The organism is Bosea sp. RAC05 (assembly GCF_001713455.1).
In the GTDB taxonomy this organism is placed as follows: Bacteria; Pseudomonadota; Alphaproteobacteria; order Rhizobiales; family Beijerinckiaceae; genus Allobosea.
Genome location: NZ_CP016464.1, coordinates 3,712,081 through 3,730,082, shown reverse-complemented (window position 1 = coordinate 3,730,082; position 18,002 = coordinate 3,712,081). Strand labels below are relative to the sequence as shown.

At 69.1% G+C, this 18,002-nt stretch carries 15 protein-coding genes and 1 other RNA gene; 15 read left to right on the top strand and 1 reads right to left on the bottom strand.

Translation table 11 applies throughout. The annotated features are described in order from the left end of the window. The first annotated feature begins 332 nt into the window (after positions 1 to 332). Positions 333 to 968: a lytic transglycosylase domain-containing protein gene (locus BSY19_RS21150; RefSeq protein ID WP_083247748.1), complete on the top strand. Its 636-nt coding sequence runs from the start codon at positions 333 to 335 to the stop codon at positions 966 to 968. 189 nt (positions 969 to 1,157) lie between these two features. Then, an RNA gene (rnpB, locus tag BSY19_RS21145) (RNase P RNA component class A) lies at positions 1,158 to 1,563 on the top strand. A gap of 142 nt (positions 1,564 to 1,705) precedes the next feature. Here rnpB and BSY19_RS21140 read toward each other — a convergent pair. Next, positions 1,706 to 2,128, bottom strand: a complete 423-nt coding sequence (locus tag BSY19_RS21140; protein ID WP_069055864.1) for an organic hydroperoxide resistance protein — start codon at positions 2,126 to 2,128, stop codon at positions 1,706 to 1,708. A 716-nt stretch (positions 2,129 to 2,844) separates the two neighbouring features. Between BSY19_RS21140 and BSY19_RS28060 the strand changes: the two genes are divergently transcribed. The 13 genes from BSY19_RS28060 to murB all read left to right on the top strand — a co-directional run bounded on the left by BSY19_RS28060 (position 2,845) and on the right by murB (position 18,001). After that, positions 2,845 to 3,318 carry a division/cell wall cluster transcriptional repressor MraZ gene (locus tag BSY19_RS28060; protein WP_069055863.1) on the top strand — a complete coding sequence of 158 codons (474 nt, stop codon included), beginning with the start codon at positions 2,845 to 2,847 and terminating at the stop codon, positions 3,316 to 3,318. Then, positions 3,318 to 4,376, top strand: a complete 1,059-nt coding sequence (gene rsmH, locus BSY19_RS28055; RefSeq protein ID WP_069055862.1) for a 16S rRNA (cytosine(1402)-N(4))-methyltransferase RsmH — start codon at positions 3,318 to 3,320, stop codon at positions 4,374 to 4,376. The genes BSY19_RS28060 and rsmH overlap by 1 nt, the downstream gene beginning before the upstream one ends. After that, complete coding sequence (ftsL, locus tag BSY19_RS21125; RefSeq protein ID WP_069055861.1) at positions 4,373 to 4,759, top strand: cell division protein FtsL; 387 nt, start codon at positions 4,373 to 4,375, stop codon at positions 4,757 to 4,759. Before rsmH ends, ftsL begins: the two co-directional genes overlap by 4 nt. Next, the gene (locus BSY19_RS21120) at positions 4,756 to 6,528 is read left to right on the top strand and encodes a peptidoglycan D,D-transpeptidase FtsI family protein (RefSeq protein ID WP_069055860.1); all 1,773 of its coding nucleotides are present in this window, start codon (positions 4,756 to 4,758) and stop codon (positions 6,526 to 6,528) included. Before ftsL ends, BSY19_RS21120 begins: the two co-directional genes overlap by 4 nt. Positions 6,529 to 6,566: 38 nt before the next feature. Then, positions 6,567 to 8,021, top strand: coding sequence for a UDP-N-acetylmuramoyl-L-alanyl-D-glutamate--2,6-diaminopimelate ligase (locus BSY19_RS21115; RefSeq protein WP_069055859.1), 1,455 nt, complete (start codon positions 6,567 to 6,569; stop codon positions 8,019 to 8,021). Further along, complete coding sequence (locus BSY19_RS21110; RefSeq protein ID WP_069055858.1) at positions 8,018 to 9,442, top strand: UDP-N-acetylmuramoylalanyl-D-glutamyl-2,6-diaminopimelate--D-alanyl-D-alanine ligase; 1,425 nt, start codon at positions 8,018 to 8,020, stop codon at positions 9,440 to 9,442. Before BSY19_RS21115 ends, BSY19_RS21110 begins: the two co-directional genes overlap by 4 nt. Before the next feature lie 20 nt (positions 9,443 to 9,462). Beyond that, on the top strand, positions 9,463 to 10,545 hold the full coding sequence (gene mraY, locus BSY19_RS21105; protein WP_069055857.1) for a phospho-N-acetylmuramoyl-pentapeptide-transferase: 1,083 nt from the start codon (positions 9,463 to 9,465) through the stop codon (positions 10,543 to 10,545). 1 nt (position 10,546) lies between these two features. Beyond that, complete coding sequence (gene murD / locus BSY19_RS21100) at positions 10,547 to 11,977, top strand: UDP-N-acetylmuramoyl-L-alanine--D-glutamate ligase (protein WP_069055856.1); 1,431 nt, start codon at positions 10,547 to 10,549, stop codon at positions 11,975 to 11,977. Between the two features lie 130 nt (positions 11,978 to 12,107). Further along, the gene (locus BSY19_RS21095) at positions 12,108 to 13,295 is read left to right on the top strand and encodes a MalY/PatB family protein (RefSeq protein WP_236840420.1); all 1,188 of its coding nucleotides are present in this window, start codon (positions 12,108 to 12,110) and stop codon (positions 13,293 to 13,295) included. 106 nt (positions 13,296 to 13,401) lie between these two features. Continuing rightward, positions 13,402 to 14,535 carry an FtsW/RodA/SpoVE family cell cycle protein gene (locus tag BSY19_RS21090; RefSeq protein ID WP_069055855.1) on the top strand — a complete coding sequence of 378 codons (1,134 nt, stop codon included), beginning with the start codon at positions 13,402 to 13,404 and terminating at the stop codon, positions 14,533 to 14,535. A gap of 4 nt (positions 14,536 to 14,539) precedes the next feature. Then, complete coding sequence (gene murG / locus BSY19_RS21085) at positions 14,540 to 15,634, top strand: undecaprenyldiphospho-muramoylpentapeptide beta-N-acetylglucosaminyltransferase (protein ID WP_069055854.1); 1,095 nt, start codon at positions 14,540 to 14,542, stop codon at positions 15,632 to 15,634. A 22-nt stretch (positions 15,635 to 15,656) separates the two neighbouring features. Beyond that, the gene (murC, locus tag BSY19_RS21080) at positions 15,657 to 17,078 is read left to right on the top strand and encodes a UDP-N-acetylmuramate--L-alanine ligase (RefSeq protein WP_069055853.1); all 1,422 of its coding nucleotides are present in this window, start codon (positions 15,657 to 15,659) and stop codon (positions 17,076 to 17,078) included. Continuing rightward, complete coding sequence (gene murB / locus BSY19_RS21075) at positions 17,075 to 18,001, top strand: UDP-N-acetylmuramate dehydrogenase (protein WP_069055852.1); 927 nt, start codon at positions 17,075 to 17,077, stop codon at positions 17,999 to 18,001. The genes murC and murB overlap by 4 nt, the downstream gene beginning before the upstream one ends. Position 18,002: the final 1 nt, after the last annotated feature.

Here is an 18,002-nt window from a genome sequence, read left to right as displayed (position 1 = left end):
TCGGGATAAGGCGGCGATGATAGCGGGAAGAGGCGGGAGCCGACAGCCCGGCCGCGCGCCGATCGGCGGCCTTATCGACTCGCTAACGGCAATTGTGGCAAAAAAGTGGCAGAAAGTGCTGAGCCGGCTGGAATACACAGGCGAGCCGCGAGGCGGAAGGTCGCCGGCGGGCTGAATACAGCGCCAATACTTGATAGTAAAATAACGAATAGAAGATCGAGTACTGTCGCGTTCGAGCCAATTTCCGAATCGGCGAACAGATTCTCGTCACATTTACTGGTCACTGGACTGCCCCTCCCAGCCAATTGGCGGTAGCAAGGGTTCAGTCAAAGATGCGGTATACCTCCAGCGGCGCCAGTGCCGCGCTCGCCATTTGCCTCGCCTCCCTTCAGCCGGCCCATGCCCAGGTCAATGACGAGACGGACGCCCGTGCGTTCATCGTCCGGGACGCCGAGATCCAGCGCGCCAAAGCCGACGACGGAGCCGGCGAGGACAAGGCGCAGGCCACGGCGGCGGTCCCGGCCGCGGCTGCGGATGCGAAGGACAAGCGGTCTCCCGTCGCCGTCGCCGCGGCCGCTCTGGCTGCTCCCGTCGGTTCGGAGGGGCTGAAGGCGCTGGTCGCGCGCCATGCGGCGGCCAATGGCGTGCCGTTCTCGCTGGCCGACGCGGTGGTTCGGATCGAGAGCCGCTACAATCCCCGCGCCGCGAATGCCGGCAATTACGGCCTCATGCAGATCCGCCACCAGACGGCGCGCGGCATGGGCTATGCGGGCCCGGCCGGCGGCCTGCTCGATCCCGAGACCAACGCCCGCTACGCCATGAAATATCTGGCGCTAGCCTACCGCGCCGCCGGCGGCGACACCTGCCGCACCATCATGAAGTATCAGAGCGGCCACATGGCGACGCGCATGAGCGGGGCCAACCGGACCTATTGCGCCAAGGTCCGCACCATCACCGCCCGCAACTGAACGCTACTCCGACGGCCGTCTGACGCGGCCTTCTGCGCTTCCGGTGCTCACGGACGAAAGTCCGCTCCGCTCCGGTTCTCGAAGGCCACGCCAGCCGACTGGCCGCAGCGCGTTCCGTCATGGTCTAGCCTGCTGCACCTCATCTGCGATGCTTGACGCGGCCGCTCGCAGCGCGCACTAGCCCTCCCGCCAGTCGGCCGGACGGCCGCTCTCGCAAGAACCCAGGTTTGGCGCGAGGGAGGAAAGTCCGGGCTCCACGGAAAAACGGTGCCGGATAACGTCCGGCGGGGGCGACCCCAGGGACAGCGCCACAGAGATCGAACCGCCTCGCGCTTCGGCGCGGGGTAAGGGTGAAAAGGTGCGGTAAGAGCGCACCGCGGACCCGGCAACGGGGACGGCATGGCAAGCCCCACCGGGAGCAAAACCGAATAGGGACGATGCTTCTCGCGCAAGCGGGGAGGGGCCTTTTCCGGGCCTTGTCGTCCGGGTTGGTTGCTCGAGGCGCGCAGCAATGCGCGTCCCAGAGGAATGGCCGTCACGTCGGGGGAGCGATCTCCCGGCCATCCAAAACCCGGCTTACAGGCCGGCTGGCAATTCTACTCCGGCGGCCGGCTGAAGCGATGTCCTGCGCTTCCGGTGCTCGCGGACGAGACGTCCGCTCCGCTCCGGTTCTCGAACATCGCTCCATCCGACTCACCGGAGCGAATTGCGTCAACCCCCTGCGAGCCCCGTCGGCGTCACGCCACCTTGAGGTCGACGTCGATGTTGCCCTTCGTCGCGTGCGAGTAGGGGCAGACGATATGGGCCTTCTGGACGAGGTCCTCGACGACCGCCCTGTCGACGCCGGGCACCGAGACCGTCAGCGCGACGGCGATGCCGAAGCCTGTGCCATCGTCGCGCGCGCCGATGCCGACGGCGGCGCTGACCTTCGCGTCCTCCGGGATCTTCACCTTCTCCTTGCCGGCGACGAACTTGAGCGCGCCGAGGAAGCAGGCGGAATAGCCCATGGCGAAGAGCTGCTCGGGATTGGTGCCCTCGCCGCCGCCGCCGCCGAGCTCCTTCGGGGTATTGAGAACGACGCTGACATTGCCTGAGTCCGTCGCGGCCTTGCCTTCGCGGCCGCCGGTGGCGGAGCCATGTGCGGTGTAGAGGGTCTTCATGGTGAGCTCCTTCGCTGTGGGGCCGCGGGCGGAAGGCGCCCGTGGCCGTGATCTCGTTGTCGCCAATTAGATCGTGCGCAATTAAATTGTCAACGATTAAATCGCCCTCTTTCACGGTGACGTGATCGCGGACGCGGGTTGCCGCCAGGGGCGTGTTCCGGCGGGCCGCGGCGTGGCGTGTGATCTGGGAAGCGATGGGTCGGACAAAGGTTCCGATCCGGCCCGAGCGCGCGCTGGGCCGGGGGGAGCTTCGCCGCCCATCGGGTGGCTGCCGGGATGCACGTCGTCGGTGTCGCGCTCAACCATGGCGGGAGGTTTCCTGTCCGACATCCGCAGGGCGCGAAACGTCTCCTGCGGCCGCCGCGCGGGATCAAGCACAGGACAATTTTTTTGGGTGGCCTCGGCGAGGCGGCGCAAGGCGTCCGACGCCCGGCCGAAACGGAATCGCGCGTGGTTACGGATACTTAACCTTAACGGGCTGTGATGCCGCGACGACTGCGCGGATCACGCTGCGCGGACCCGATTCCGTTGACGCCCATAAAGGCCCATGCTATCCCAAATCATCCCGTCGAAGCCGGCAGGCAGCCGCCAGATCAGGGTCCGTGTGCCGCGCGGAAACTGGTCGAAGGTCGCGCCATGCCTGCTTCGACGGGGGGCTACCGCCCCGCCAAGCGCGTGGGTCGGCGTCCGGTTGAAGAGCAGGCCGGGAGGCGGCGTTGACGGACCGCTTCGTCTCGAATTTCACCAATCGGCTCGATGCGAAGGGCCGCGTCTCGATTCCCTCCAGCTTCCGGGCCGTCCTGGCGAAGGACGGCTACGAGGGGCTTTACGTTCACCCGGCACTCGATCTCGCCGCCTTCGATGCCGGCGGGCATGCCCTGCGCCGGACGATCGACGACATCCTGGCGCGCTTCTCGCCCTTCTCGGAGGAGTGGGAATCGCTGTCGACGGCGCTGAACGGCACCTCGGAGGTGCTGAAGGTCGATCCGGAGGGACGCATCATGCTGAGCGAGGCGCTGCGGGCCCACACCGGGATCTCCGAGACGGTGACCTTCGTCGGGCACGGCCACAAATTCCAGATCTGGGAACCGGAGCGGTTCCGGGCGCATCTCGACGCAGCCAGGGCGAAACTGCGGGACGTCAAGCGGGCGCTGGGGGCCTCGCCGCCTACGCCTGGGGGCGCGGGCTGATGCCGGGTCGCTCGAAAACGCGCGGACATCTGGCCGAAGGGCCTGCCGAGAGCGGCGCGGCGCATGTGCCGGTGCTGCTCGCGGAGGTGCTGAGCGCGCTGACGCCGCGGCCGGGCGGGCGCTATCTCGACGGAACCTTCGGGGCCGGGGGCTATGCCCGCGCAATTCTCGAGGCTGCGCCGGATCTCAGCCTGCTCGCGCTCGACCGGGACCCGACGGCGATCACCGGAGGCGCAGGCCTCGTCGCGGAGATGGACGGCCGGCTGACGCTGGCGCAGGCCTGCTTCGGCGAACTGGCGGAGGAGGCGGAGCGCTTCGGGCGCGTGCCGCTCGACGGCATCGTGCTCGACATCGGTGTCTCCTCGATGCAGATCGACCAGGCCGAGCGCGGCTTCTCGTTTCGCTTCGACGGGCCGCTCGACATGCGCATGGGCCGCGAGGGGCGCAGCGCCGCCGATCTCGTCAACGAGGCGGAGGAGGGCGTCCTCGCCGACATCTTCTACCATTACGGCGAAGAGCGGCGTTCCCGCGCCGTGGCGCGCGCGATCATCGAGGCGCGGCGCAAGGCCCCGCTGACGACGACGAAGCAACTCGCCGATCTCGTCGCCGGCATCGTCTGGACGGAGCCCGGCGGGGCGCATCCGGCGACGCGGGTGTTCCAGTCGCTGCGGATCGCCGTCAACGACGAGCTGGGCGAGCTGGTGCGTGCGCTGCACGCGGCCGAAAGCGTGCTGGCGCCGGGCGGACGGCTCGTGGTCGTGACCTTCCATTCGCTCGAGGACCGCATCGTCAAGCAGTTCCTGGCCGAGCGTTCCGGGCGCGCTCCGGCGGGCTCGCGCCATGCGCCGGTGGTGGCTGCGTCGCAGCCGACCTTCAGCCTCGTCAACCGCGGACCGGTCGGGCCGTCGGAAGCCGAAATGCGGCTCAATCCGCGGGCGCGCTCGGCCAAGCTGCGGGCGGCGGCGCGCAACGAGGCGCCGGCTCGCCCCGCCGATCCCGATCTCGTCGCGCTCGCCGGCCTGCCCGAGCCGCAGCCCCGCCGGAGGCCCCGCGCATGATCAAGCTGCTGCATGTGGTCGCGATCGGTGCGCTCGTCTCCTCGGCCTTCTACGCCTACACGATCAAATACGAGACCACGCTCGAGGCCGAGCAGGTCCAGAAGATCCGCATGAAGATTCACCGCGAGCGTGACGCGATCGCGGTGCTGAAGGCCGAGTGGCAGTTCCTCAACCGCCCCGACCGGCTGCAGGCGCTGGCCGAGCGCCATCTCGATCTGCAGCCCTTCTCGGTGACGCAGGTGGTGCGCATGGCCGACGTGCCCAATCGCGGGCCGAAGGTCGACGCCATCGGCCGCAAGCTCGAGGATCTCGGCCTCGGGCTCCCGACCGAGACCCCGAGGGATCGCAAGCCGAGCGCCACGACGCCGGGAGGCCGCCCATGAGCGAGACCGCGACGAAGGCCGCCGAGGCCGTGGCCGAGAGCGCAACGGACGCCGCGCCCCGGCGCCGCTTCGGTGCGTTGCGCGATGTCTTCCGGATGAGCGGCGAGAAGAGCCAGCCGCGCGTCGGCCTGGTCATCCTCGGCTTCTCGGTGCTGTTCCTGGCGATCACGGGGCGCCTCGTCATGCTCGCGACGCTGCCCAACGAGCAGGTCGGCCTGCGCCGCGCCACCTCGACCGCAATCTCGGCCGCGCGGCCCGATATCGTCGATCGCAACGGCGAGGTGATGGCGACCGACATCCGCACCGTCTCCGTCTTCGCCGAACCGCGGAAGATCCTCGACAAGGACGAGGCCACGGAACTGCTGACCGCCGTCCTGCCCGATCTCGACGCCAAGGATCTGCGCGACAAGCTCGGCACCAAGAAGGGCTTCGTCTGGATCAAGCGCGAGATCACCCCGCGCCAGCAGGCCGAGGTCCATCGGCTGGGCATTCCCGGCGTCGGCTTCGTGCCCGAGAACAAGCGCGTCTATCCCAACGGGACGGCGGCCGCCCATGTGCTCGGCTTCGCCAATGTCGACAATGTCGGCATCGCGGGAATCGAGAAGTACATCGACTCGCAGGGGTTGCAGGATCTCAACGGCGCCGGCCTCGCGACGGAGGCCTCTGATCTGAAGCCGATGACGCTGTCGATCGACCTGCGTGCCCAGCACGCGCTGCGCGACGAACTCACGAAGGGCATCGAGAAGTACCGGGCGATCGCGGCCGCAGGCGCGATCATGGACGTCAACACCGGCGAGATGATCGCGCTGGTGTCGCTGCCGGATTTCGACCCCGGCAACCCGGTCGATGCGCTGGAGAAGGACCGGATCAACCGCATGAATGTCGGCGTCTACGAGATGGGCTCGACCTTCAAGGCGCTGACCATCGCGATGGCGCTGGATTCCGGCAAGGCCAACATCAATTCGAGCTACTCGACCGCCGGCGGCATGATGCGGTTCGGCCGCCAGGTCATCAAGGAGTACCACGGCACGGGCCGGACCCTGACCGTGCCGGAGGTCTTCCTGCACTCGTCGAACATGGGCTCGATCAAGATGGCGCTGGCCGTCGGCGTCGAGGGCCACAAGGCGTTCCTGCGCAAGATGATGCAGCTAGACCGGATGACGACCGAACTGCCCGAAAGCGCTGCGCCGATCGTTCCGCAGCGCTGGGGCGAGATCAACACCGCCACGATCGCCTTCGGGCATGGTCTCGCGGTCGCGCCGCTGCAGGCGATGGCGGCCGTGGCCGCGCTGGTCAATGGCGGCACGCTGATCACGCCGACCTTCCTGAAGCGGACAGAAGCCGAGGCGAAGAAGACCGGCATTCGGGTGATCAAGCCCGAGACCTCGGAAGCGATGCGCTTCATCATGCGGCTCAACGGCGAGAAGGGCTCGGCGCGGAAGGCGGATGTGGCGGGCTACTTCGTCGGCGGCAAGACCGGAACGGCCGAAAAGGTCATCAACGGCCGCTATGCGAAGAACAAGAATTTCACGACCTTCACGGCGATCGCGCCGTCGGACAAGCCGAAATACCTGTTCCTGGCCATCTATGACGAGCCCAAGGGCTATGCCGAGAGCGGCGGCTATTCGACCGCCGCCTGGAACGCGGGCATCACCACCGGCAAGGTGATCGAGCGCACCGCGCCGATCCTCGGTCTGCCGCCGCGCTTCGAGCCGCCGACCGCGCCCTTCCCGCTGATGGCGCGGCTGGGAGCCTGGGGCACGCGCTGACGCTTGCCGCGGGTCGGGCGCCACGCTAGCGAGCGATCATGACAGAAGCTTTCAGCCTCGGCCGCCTGTTTCCGGGCGCCTTCGCCTCCGACGCCGGGCGCACCGTCGCTGGCGTCGCCTTCGACAGCCGCAAGGTCTCGCCGGGCGACGTCTTCGTCGCGCTCGCCGGTGCCAAGGCGGACGGCGCGCGCTTCATTCAGGATGCCGTCGGCAAGGGGGCCATCGCTGTGGTCTCGGGCGGGCCGCGCCCGGACGGGCTCGACCCGGCCGTCGCCTTCGCCGAGGTCGCCGAGCCGCGTCTCGCGCTGTCGCTGGCCGCCGCGCAGATCCATCCGCGCCAGCCCGGGACCATCGTCGCGGTCACCGGCACCAGCGGCAAATCCTCGGTTGCCGATTTCACCCGCCAGATCTTCCAGACGCTCGGCCATGAGGCGGCGAGCCTCGGCACCATCGGCATCGTCACCGCAAGGGGCGCCGATTACGGCTCGCTCACGACGCCGGACCCGCTGTCGCTGCACGCCTCGCTCGACCGCCTGGCCGGGGAGGGCGTGACCCATCTCGCCATGGAGGCCTCCTCGCACGGGCTCGACCAGCACCGGCTCGACGGCGTCCGGCTGGCGGCGGGCGCTTTCCTCAATCTCGGGCGCGACCATCTCGACTATCATCCGACGGTGGCCGACTACCTCGCCGCCAAGCTGCGGCTCTGGACGCTGCTGCCCAGGGGGGCGCCGGTCGTGATCAACCGCGACGAGCCCTATGCGGAGGAGGCGGCGCAGGCGGCCCTTGCCGCCGGACACCGGTTGATCGGCATCGGCCGCAAGGGCGAGACGATCCGGCTCGTCGCGAGCGTCCGCGACGGCTTTTCGCAACAGCTGGCCGTGGCGGTCGACGGCCGCGAACACCGCGTGACGCTGCCGCTCGTTGGCGACTTCATGGCCGGCAACGCGCTGGTCGCCGCCGCGCTGGCGATCGCGACCGGTGATGCCCCGGACCGCGCGCTGCAGGCGATCGCGGGGCTGACCGGCGTGGCGGGGCGGCTCGAGCGCGTCGGCGAGGCGAAGGGCGGCCTCGTCGTGGTCGACTACGCGCACAAGCCCGATGCGCTGGCCGCCGTGCTCTCGACGCTGCGGGGCTATGCGACCGGCCGGCTGATCTGCGTCTTCGGCTGCGGCGGCGATCGCGACACCGGCAAGCGCCCGGTGATGGGGGCGATCGCGGCGGAGAAGGCCGACATCGCGATCGTCACCGACGACAATCCGCGCAGCGAGGACCCCGCCGCGATCCGGGCGCAGGTGATGGCGGCGTCGCCGAAGCTGCGCGAGATCGGCGACCGGGCGGAGGCGATCCGGGCCGCCGTCGCCATGCTGATGCCGGGCGATGTTCTGGTCGTGGCCGGAAAAGGCCATGAAACCGGCCAGATCATCGGCGACCGGACCTATCCCTTCTCCGACCAGGACGTGGTGCGGACGGCTATCGCGGAGATCGCAGGATGAGCGCCCCTCTCTGGAGCGGAGACGAACTGGTCGCGGCGCTGGGTGCGCGGGCCGATGGCGCGGTCCCGACCGCCGTCACGGGCATCTCGATCGATACCCGCACGCTGGAGCCGGGCGACGCCTTCTTCGCCATAACCGGCGAGGCCCGCAACGGGCATGACTTCGTCGCGGCGGCCCTGGAGAAGGGTGCTGCGCTCGCCGTGGTCGACGAGGCTCATGCGGCCCAGTTCGCCGGCCGGGGCGCGCTCGCCATCGTGCCCGACGTGCTCAAGGCGATGGAGCGCGCCGGCACGGTCCGCCGGGCGGAGCTGAAGGCCGGCGTGATCGCGGTCACGGGCTCCGTCGGCAAGACCGGCACCAAGGAGGCGCTCCGGCTGGTGCTCTCGCGCCAGGGCAAGACCCATGCGCCGGTCGCCTCCTACAACAACCATTGGGGCGTGCCGCTGACGCTGTGTCGGACGCCCCGCGACGTGGACTACGCCGTCTACGAGATCGGCATGAACCACCCCGGCGAGATCCTGCCGCTGGCGAAGCTGGTGCGGCCGCAGGTCTCGATCATCACGACGATCCAGCCTGTCCATCTCGCGGCCTTTTCCTCGCTGGAGGGGATCGCCGAGGAGAAGGCCGGCGTCTTCTGGGAACTGGAGCCCGGCGGCACCGCCATTCTCAATGCCGACATCCCCCAGGCCGACCTGCTGGAGCGCATCGCCAGGTCCGGCCCGGCCGGGCGCGTGATCCGCTTCGGCGAGAGCCTCGAAGCCGATGTCAGGCTGATCTCCTGCGCGCTGCGCTCCGACGTTTCGACCGTCGATGCGGTGGTGATGGGGCAGCCGATCACCTACCGGCTCGGCAGCCCGGGCAAGCACATCGTGATCAATTCGCTCGCCGTGCTGGCGGCCGCGAAGGCGATCGGTGCCGATCTGGCGCTGGCGGCGCTGGCGCTGGGTGATCTGCGTCCGCCTGCCGGGCGCGGGGCGCAGCAGCGGCTCGAGGCGGCCGGCGGCCCGTTCACGCTGATCGACGAGAGCTACAACGGCAATCCGGCCTCGGTGAAGGCGGCGATCGAGAATCTCGGCCGCATCCCGGTGGGTGGCCGCGGGCGGCGCATCGCCGTGCTCGGCGACATGCTGGAACTCGGGCCGACGGGCCCCGAACTGCACAAGGGGCTCGGGCCGGCGATCACCGCCAACGGCATCGACAGCGTCTTCGCCTGCGGCCCGCTGATGCGCGGCCTCTATGACAGCTTGCCTTCGACCCTGCGGGGGGCTTATGCCGCGCAGGCGAGCGGGCTCGAGCCGCTCGTGCTGGACACCGTGCGGGCCGGCGACGTCATCATGATCAAGGGGTCGCTCGGTTCGCGCATGGGGCCGATCGTCAAGGCGCTGACGGCCCGCTTTCCCGCCTCGTCGGCAGAAGACTAGAACAAGAGACCCGAACACCAATGCTCGTCTGGCTCGCCGACTTCTCGGGCACGTTCCCCATCCTGAACGTCTTCCGGTACATCACCTTCCGGGCCGGCGGCGCGACCGCGACGGCGCTGCTCGTGGTCTTCTTCTTCGGACCGGCGGCGATCTCCTGGCTGCGGATCAAGCAGGGCAAGGGCCAGCCGATCCGAACCGACGGGCCGGAATCCCACCTCGCCAAGCGCGGAACGCCGACCATGGGCGGCCTGATGATCCTCGGCGGGTTGCTGGTGGCGACCTTGCTCTGGGGCAATCTGCGCAACCCTTATGTCTGGGTCGTGCTCGGCGTGACGATCGGCTACGGCGCGATCGGCTTCTATGACGACTATCTCAAGGTCACCAAGCAGTCCCACAAGGGCTTCTCCGGCAAGGCGCGGCTCGGCCTCGAAATGGCGATCGCGCTCGTCGCCTGCTGGGCGGTGATGGAACTCGGCCCGCCCGCGATCGCATCGGGTTTCGCCATGCCCTTCCTGAAGGAGTTGATCATCCCGCTCGGGATCTTCTTCCCGCTCGTCACAGCCTTCGTGGTGGTCGGTGCCGGCAACGCGGTGAACCTCACCGACGGCCTCGACGGCCTCGCCATCGTCCCGGTGATGATCGCGGCGGCGACCTTCGGCTTCATCTCCTACCTGACCGGCAACGCGATCTTCGCCAATTACCTGCAGATCCATCACGTGCCCGGCGCGGGCGAACTCGCCGTTGTCTGCGGCGCGGTGATCGGCGCCGGCATCGGCTTTCTCTGGTTCAACGCGCCGCCGGCCCAGATCTTCATGGGCGATACCGGCTCGCTCGGCCTGGGCGGCCTGCTCGGCGTCATCGCAGTCGCGACCAAGCACGAGATCGTGCTGGCGATCGTCGGCGGGCTCTTCGTCATCGAGGCGCTCTCGGTGATCATCCAGGTCTTCGTCTACAAGCGCACGGGCAAGCGCGTCTTCCTGATGGCGCCGATCCACCACCATTTCGAGAAGCTGGGCTGGACCGAGCCGCAGGTCGTGATCCGCTTCTGGATCATCTCCGTGGTGCTGGCGCTGATCGGCCTGTCGACGCTGAAGCTGCGCTGAGATGACGCCGGTCACCTGTTTTGCCGGCAAGCGCGTCGCGCTGTTCGGGCTCGGCGGCTCGGGCCTCGCCACCGCGCTGGCGCTGATCGCCGGCGGGGCGCAGGTTGAGGCCTTCGACGACAATCCCGCGAGCCGCGAGAAGGCGGCGGGCCGGGGCATCCCGGTCGTCGATCTCGCAACGGCCGACTGGGCGGGCTTCGACAGCCTGATCCTGGCGCCGGGCGTGCCGCTGACCCATCCGGTTCCGCACTGGACGGTGGAGAAGGCGAAGGCCGCCGGCGTCGAGGTCATCGGCGACATCGATCTGTTCTTCCGGCAGCGGGCTGCGATCGCGCCGGCCGCGCCGGTCGTCTGCATCACCGGCACGAACGGCAAGTCGACGACGACGGCCCTGATCGCCCATGTGCTGCGGGCCGCCGGACGCGACGTCCAGATGGGCGGCAATATCGGCACCGCCGTGCTGGCGCTGGAGCCACCGGATGCCGGCCGCATCCATGTCGTCGAATGCTCGAGCTACCAGATCGATCTCGCACCCTCGATGGCGCCGAGCGTCGGCATCCAGATGAACCTGACGCCGGATCATCTCGACCGGCACGGGACCTTCGAGCAGTACGGGGCGATCAAGGAGCGGCTGGTCACTGCGGCCGACATCGCGGTGATCGGCGTCGACGACGAGCTGTCCAAGCAGATGGCCCGGCGGCGCGCGGCGTCCGGCCGCAAGCTGGTCAAGATCAGCGGCGAGCAGCCGCTCGACGACGGCGTCTTTGCCGGCGTGACCGCCAATGCCGGCACGCTGGAGACACGGATCGTCCAGGTGCTCGACGGCAAGCCGCGCATCGTCGCCAATCTCGCCGGGATCGGATCTCTGCGGGGCTCTCACAACGCGCAGAACGCGGCGGCCGCCTTCGCCGCCTGCTTCGCGCTGGGGCTCACGGCCGAGCAGATCGCGGCGGGCTTCGCCAGCTATCCCGGGCTGGCGCATCGCATGGAGGAGATCGGCCGCATCGGCCGGGTCGTCTTCATCAACGATTCCAAGGCGACCAATGCGGATTCGACCGAGAAGGCGCTGACCTCCTTCCGCGACATCTTCTGGATCCTCGGCGGCAAGGCCAAGGAGGGCGGCATCGAGTCCCTGCGCCGCTATTTCCCCAACATCGCCCGGGCCTATCTGATCGGCGCGGCGAGCGACCTCTTCGCGGCGACCTTCGACGCGGATGGCCGCGTGGCCTATCTGCGCAGCGGCACGCTCGACGCTGCCGTCGCGCAGGCCACGCAGGACGCGCTGGCGCATGGCGGGCAGGGTGAGATCGCGGTGCTGCTGTCGCCGGCCTGCGCCTCCTTCGACCAGTTCCCCAATTTCGAGGTGCGCGGCGATGCCTTCCGGGCCCTCGTGAAGGCGTTGCCGGGCTTCGAGCCGTTCGGCGCGCGCTAGGCTTCCGGAGGCGGCGGCGCGCCGCTGGGGCATGGCGGCCATCTGCTGCGCAACTGGCCCGCAGGCGACGAACGCGACATGTCTGACGGGCAGGGCCGGCCGGCCGGTCCCGCCGAGCGATTGAGGACCGATGATGAGCAGCGCCCCGAATTTCGACGAGCGGATCGACCGCCGCGGCACCCATTCCTCGAAATGGGACATGATGCAGCCGCTCTATGGCGTCCCGGCGTCGGACGGCATCGCCATGTGGGTCGCCGACATGGATTTCCGGCCCCCGGCCTGCGTCCAGGCGGCGCTCGAGGGCATGGCGGCCCATGGGCTCTACGGCTATTTCGGCGACAGCAAGGCCAATCACGACGCGATCTGCTGGTGGATGCAGAGCCGCCATGGCTGGGCGGTCGAGCCGGCCTCGATCTTCACGGTGAACGGGCTCGTCAACGGCACGGCGCTCTGCGTCGCCGCCTATACGAAGCCGGGTGACGGCGTCGTGCTGATGACGCCGGTCTATCACGCCTTCGCCCGCGTGATCGCCGCGGCGGGCCGACAGGTGGTCGAGTGCCAGCTCGCGATCGAGGATGACCGCTATGTCCTCGACATCGCCGCCTGGGACGCGATGATGACCGGCACGGAGCGCATGTTCGTGCTCTGCTCGCCCCATAATCCCGGTGGTCGCGTCTGGACCCGCGACGAGTTGCGCGCGATCGCGGATTTCTGCGTCCGCCACGACCTGATCCTGGTCTCGGACGAGATCCACCACGATCTCGTCATGCCCGGCCACACGCATCAGGTGATGGCGCTGGCGGCGCCGGAGATCATGGACCGGCTGGTGATGATGACCGCCACCACCAAGACCTTCAACATCGCCGGCTGCCATGTCGGGAACATCATCGTCCCGGACAAGGCGCTGCGGGCGGCTCTGGCGGCGGCGATCAACGCCGCGGGCGTCTCGCCGAACTCCTTCGGCATGATGATGGCGACCGCCGCCTACAGCCCGGACGGGGCGGAATGGGTCGATGCGCTGGTGGCGTATCTCGACGGCAATCGCCGGCTGTTCGAGGAGGGGGTGAGCGCCATTCCCGGCGTGCGGGCGATGCCGCTGGAGGCGACCTATCTCGCCTGGATCGACTTCGCGGGCACCGGCATGTCGACCTCCGAATTCACTGCCCGCGTCGAGAAGCAGGCGCTGATCGCCGCCAATCACGGCCCGAGCTTCGGCAAGGGCGGGGCGTCTTTCCTGCGCTTCAACCTGGCGACGCCGCGCGCCGTCGTGGCCGAGTCGGTGGAGCGCCTGAAGCAGGCTTTCGTCGATCTGCAATGACAGCGGCGAGGGCTTCGGAATCATTCCGTTAACCCTTTGTTGACAGAGTGATTCGGATTGGGAGCGGGCCTTTGCGTCCGCTCCGCGCCTGCTCTGGAGCCCCGTCATGGTCTCGCGCGCCGAACCTTCTCTCAGCGGCCGCTGGTGGTGGTCGATCGACCGCGTCATCCTGAGCGCGCTCGTCGCACTGATGGTGTCCGGCGTCGTGCTGCTGATGGCCGGCGGCCCGCCCGTGGCGGAACGTCTCGGCCTGTCGACCTTCCACTTCGTCAACCGCCAGGCGGTCTATCTCGTCGCCGCGATGACCGTCTTCGTCGGCGTCTCCTTCCTGACGCCGCGCCAGGTCCGGCGTCTGGCCCTGCTGATCTTCACCGTCTCGCTCGCCATGGTGGTGGCGACGCTCTATCTCGGCGTCGAGGTCAAGGGGGCGCGGCGCTGGCTCACGCTGGGGCCGATCGGCTCGGTCCAGCCCTCCGAGTTCCTCAAGCCGGCCTTCGTCGTGCTCGCCGCCTGGGCCTTCTCCGAAGGCAGCCGCCGGCCGGACCTGCCGGGGACCTGGATCGCCTTCCTGCTGCTGCCGGCGACGATCGCGCCGCTGGTGCTGCAGCCGGATTTCGGCCAGACCATGCTCGTCACCCTCGTCTGGGCGGGGCTGTTCTTCGTCGCCGGCCTGCACTGGTTCTGGGTTCTGGGGCTCGGCGGAGCCGGGGCCGTCGGCATCCTGATCGCCTACCAGCTCGTGCCGCATGTGCGCGCCCGCATCGAGCGCTTCATGGACAAGGGCTCCGGCGACACCTTCCAGATCGACACCGCACTCGAAAGCTTCGCGCAGGGCGGCTGGCTCGGGAAAGGCCCGGGCGAGGGGACGGTGAAGCGCATCCTGCCCGACGCGCACACCGACTTCATCTTCGCCGTGACGGCCGAGGAATTCGGCATCGCGGTCTGCATCCTGCTGGTGATGCTGTTCGCGCTGATCGTGCTGCGGGCCCTGTTCGTCGCGCAGAAGGCCGAGGACCCGTTCATCCGGCTGGCGGTCACCGGCCTCGCCTTGCTCTTCGGCATCCAGGCCGCGATCAACATGATGGTGAACCTGCACATGATGCCGGCCAAGGGCATGACGCTGCCCTTCATCTCCTATGGCGGCTCGTCGCTGATCTCGCTGGCGATCGGGACGGGATTCCTGCTGGCCTTGACTCGCAAGCGGCCGCGGGCCGTCGATTTCGGCCGTTTCAGGAGCTGACGCGATGGGAAAGGCCAAGCTCGTCATTCTCGCCGCCGGCGGCACGGGCGGCCATCTCTTCCCGGCCGAGGCCCTGAGCCACGCCCTGCGGGCCAGGGGCATCCGGATCGTGCTGATGACCGATCCGCGCGGTGCCGAGTTCGCCGGCGACTTTCCGGCCGATGCGGTCATCCCCGTGCCGTCGGCGACACCGTCCGGCCTGCCGCTGTCGGGCAAGATCCGTGTCGCCATGGAGGTCGCCAAGGGCGTGTTCGCGGCGCGCCGGATCGTCAGGGACCTCAAGCCGGGGCTGGTCGTCGGCTTCGGCGGTTACCCCACCGTGCCGCCCGTTCTGGGCGCGGCGCTGGGCGGGGTGAAGACGCTCGTCCATGAGCAGAACGCCGTGATCGGGCGGGCCAACCGCTTCCTCTCGGGCTGGGTCGACGCGATCGCGACGGGATTCGCGGAGGTGGGCGGCCTCAGCGCCAAGGCCAGCGCGAAATGCCGCCATGTCGGCAATCCGGTGCGCCCGGCCGTGGTGGCGGCGGCCTCGCCCTATTCCGGGCCGGGCGTAGGAGCGTTCAACCTCCTGGTCTTCGGCGGCAGCCAGGGCGCGCGCGTCATGGCCGATATCCTGCCGCCCGCGATCCAGCTGCTGGCTCCCGCCGAGCGGGCGCGGCTGGTCATCACCCAGCAGGCCCGTGCCGAGGACGATGGCCGCGTCAGCGGGATCTATGAGAGCCTCGGTGTCAGGGCCGAGATCGCGCCCTTCTTCAAGGACCTTCCGGCCCGGATGGCGAAGGCCCATCTGGTGATCGGCCGCTCCGGCGCCTCGACGGTCGCAGAACTCACCGTGATCGGTCGTCCCGCCATCCTCGTGCCGCTGCCGGGCTCGCTCGACCAGGACCAGGCGGCCAATGCCGCCTTCCTGGAGAAGCGCGGTGCCGCCATCCGTGTGCTGCAGCCTGATTTCACGCCGCGCTGGCTGGCGGGCGAGCTCTCCAGGCTGATGCAGCAGCCGTCGGACTTGACGGTCATGGCCGAGAGCGCGAAGAGCGCCGGAATCGCCGACGCCGCGGATCGACTCGCCGCTGTCGTCACGGACGTCGCCGGCTTCTAACCTCACCAAGGATCGCCGCATCATGAAGCTGCCGCCGAAGCTCGGCTCCATTCACTTCGTCGGGATCGGCGGCATCGGCATGTCCGGCATCGCCGAGGTGCTGCACAATCTCGGCTACAAGGTGCAGGGCTCCGACGCCTCGGACGGCGCCAACGTCAGGCGTCTCGCCGAGAAGGGCATCACCACCTTCGTCGGGCACAAGGCGGAGAATCTGGGCGAGGCCGAGGTCGTCGTGGTCTCGACCGCGATCAAGCGCGACAATCCCGAGCTCGTCGCCGCGCGCGAGAAGCGGCTGCCGGTGGTGCGCCGGGCCGAGATGCTGGCCGAGCTGATGCGGCTGAAGAGCTGCATCGCGATCGCCGGCACCCATGGCAAGACGACGACGACCTCGCTCGTCGCGACGCTCCTGGAAAAGGGCGGGCTCGACCCGACCGTGATCAATGGCGGCATCATCAATGCCTACGGCACCAATGCCCGCATGGGCGAGAGCGACTGGATGGTGGTCGAGGCCGACGAATCGGACGGCACCTTCCTGAAGCTGCCCGTGGACGTCGCCATCGTCACCAATATCGACCCCGAGCATCTCGACCATTTCGGCACCTTCGACGCGATCAAGGCGGCGTTCCGCTCCTTCGTCGAGAACCTGCCCTTCTACGGCTTTGCGGTGATGTGCATCGACCATCCCACCGTGCAGGGCCTCGTCGGGCAGATCGAGGACCGCCGCGTCGTCACCTATGGCGAAAATCCCCAGGCCGATTTCCGGCTGATCGACATCGATCTCTCGGGCGGGCAGGCGAAGTTCACGCTCCTGATCCGCGACCGCAAGCGCGGCCGCGACGAGGTCGTCCGAGACCTGATCATGCCGATGCCCGGCCATCACAACGCGCTCAACGCCACCGCGGCGATCGCGGTCGCCTATGATCTCGGCATCCCCGTCGAGCGCATCCGCGCCGCGCTTGCCGGCTTCGGTGGCGTGAAGCGCCGCTTCACCAAGACCGGGGAGTGGAACGGGGCGCTGATCTTCGACGATTACGGCCATCACCCGGTCGAAATCGCAGCCGTGCTCAAGGCGGCGCGCGCCTCGACCAAGGGCAAGGTCGTCGCGATCGTGCAGCCGCATCGCTATACGCGGCTGGCCAGCCTGTTCGACGATTTCGCCGCCTGCTTCAACGACGCCGACACGGTGATCGTCGCCGACACCTATGCGGCGGGCGAGGCCCCGATCGCGGGAGCGGACCGCGATTCGCTGGTTTCGGGCATCAAGGCGCGCGGCCACCGCCATGCGCTGCCGCTGGAAGGGCCGGAGCAGCTCCCCGGCATGATCGCGGAACTGGCCGGCCCGGGCGACTATGTCGTCTTCCTCGGCGCCGGCAACATCACGCAATGGGCCTATGCCCTGCCGGGAGAGCTGGCGGCGTTGCCGCCGCCGAAGCCCGCGGCATGAGCTTTCCGGACATCACCCCGGCCCTCCGCGCCGCCGCGCCCGAACTCCGTGGCCGTCTGCTGTCCAACGCCGAGATGGCGCCGCTGACCTGGTTTCGGGTCGGCGGGCCGGCCCAGGCGCTGTTCACGCCCGCCGACGAGGCCGATCTCGCGCATCTCCTGTCGGGCCTGCCGCAGGAGATCCCGCTCACGGTCGTCGGGCTGGGCTCGAACCTGATCGTCCGCGACGGCGGCATTCCGGGGCTGGTGATCCGGCTCGGCGGCAAGGCCTTCGGCGAGATCGCGCTCGAACCCGGCGACCGGCTGCGGGCCGGGGCTGCGGTGCCCGACGTCAAGCTGGCGCGGGCGGCGGCCGATGCGGCGCTCGACGGGCTCGCCTTCTACCGCGGCATCCCCGGCTGTATCGGCGGGGCGCTGCGGATGAATGCCGGCGCCCATGGCGGCGAGACGACCGACGTGCTGGTCGAGGCCCGCGGCGTGACGCGTGCCGGCGCGCTCGTGACGCTCTCCCATGCCGAGATGGGCTTCTCCTATCGCAGCAGCGGTGCCGACACGCAGGACATCGTCTTCACCTCGGCGCTGTTCCAGGGCCGGCCGGGCGACCGGGACGCGATCCAGGCGGAGATGGACCGCGTCACCGCGGCGCGCGAGGCGGCGCAGCCGATCCGGGAGCGCACCGGCGGCTCGACCTTCAAGAACCCGCCAGGCGGCAAGGCCTGGCAGCTGATCGACGCCGCCGGCTGCCGGGGCCTGCGGCTCGGCGGTGCGCAGGTGTCGGAGATGCACTGCAACTTCCTGATCAATACGGGCGGTGCCACGGCGGCCGATGTCGAGGGCCTGGGCGAAGAGGTCCGGCGCCGGGTGAAGGACCATTCCGGCTTCGAGCTGCACTGGGAGATCAAGCGGATCGGGGTGGCCGCCTGAA

Bases quoted from the DNA above. Each gene is read 5' to 3' on its own strand.
- BSY19_RS21150 (WP_083247748.1), top strand. From the start codon at position 333: ATGCGGTATACCTCCAGCGGCGCCAGTGCCGCGCTCGCCATTTGCCTC.
- BSY19_RS21140 (WP_069055864.1), bottom strand. From the start codon at position 2,128: ATGAAGACCCTCTACACCGCACATGGCTCCGCCACCGGCGGCCGCGAA.
- rsmH (WP_069055862.1), top strand. From the start codon at position 3,318: ATGCCGGGTCGCTCGAAAACGCGCGGACATCTGGCCGAAGGGCCTGCC.
- ftsL (WP_069055861.1), top strand. From the start codon at position 4,373: ATGATCAAGCTGCTGCATGTGGTCGCGATCGGTGCGCTCGTCTCCTCG.
- BSY19_RS21120 (WP_069055860.1), top strand. From the start codon at position 4,756: ATGAGCGAGACCGCGACGAAGGCCGCCGAGGCCGTGGCCGAGAGCGCA.
- BSY19_RS21115 (WP_069055859.1), top strand. From the start codon at position 6,567: ATGACAGAAGCTTTCAGCCTCGGCCGCCTGTTTCCGGGCGCCTTCGCC.
- BSY19_RS21110 (WP_069055858.1), top strand. From the start codon at position 8,018: ATGAGCGCCCCTCTCTGGAGCGGAGACGAACTGGTCGCGGCGCTGGGT.
- mraY (WP_069055857.1), top strand. From the start codon at position 9,463: ATGCTCGTCTGGCTCGCCGACTTCTCGGGCACGTTCCCCATCCTGAAC.
- murD (WP_069055856.1), top strand. From the start codon at position 10,547: ATGACGCCGGTCACCTGTTTTGCCGGCAAGCGCGTCGCGCTGTTCGGG.
- BSY19_RS21095 (WP_236840420.1), top strand. From the start codon at position 12,108: ATGATGAGCAGCGCCCCGAATTTCGACGAGCGGATCGACCGCCGCGGC.
- BSY19_RS21090 (WP_069055855.1), top strand. From the start codon at position 13,402: ATGGTCTCGCGCGCCGAACCTTCTCTCAGCGGCCGCTGGTGGTGGTCG.
- murG (WP_069055854.1), top strand. From the start codon at position 14,540: ATGGGAAAGGCCAAGCTCGTCATTCTCGCCGCCGGCGGCACGGGCGGC.
- murC (WP_069055853.1), top strand. From the start codon at position 15,657: ATGAAGCTGCCGCCGAAGCTCGGCTCCATTCACTTCGTCGGGATCGGC.
- murB (WP_069055852.1), top strand. From the start codon at position 17,075: ATGAGCTTTCCGGACATCACCCCGGCCCTCCGCGCCGCCGCGCCCGAA.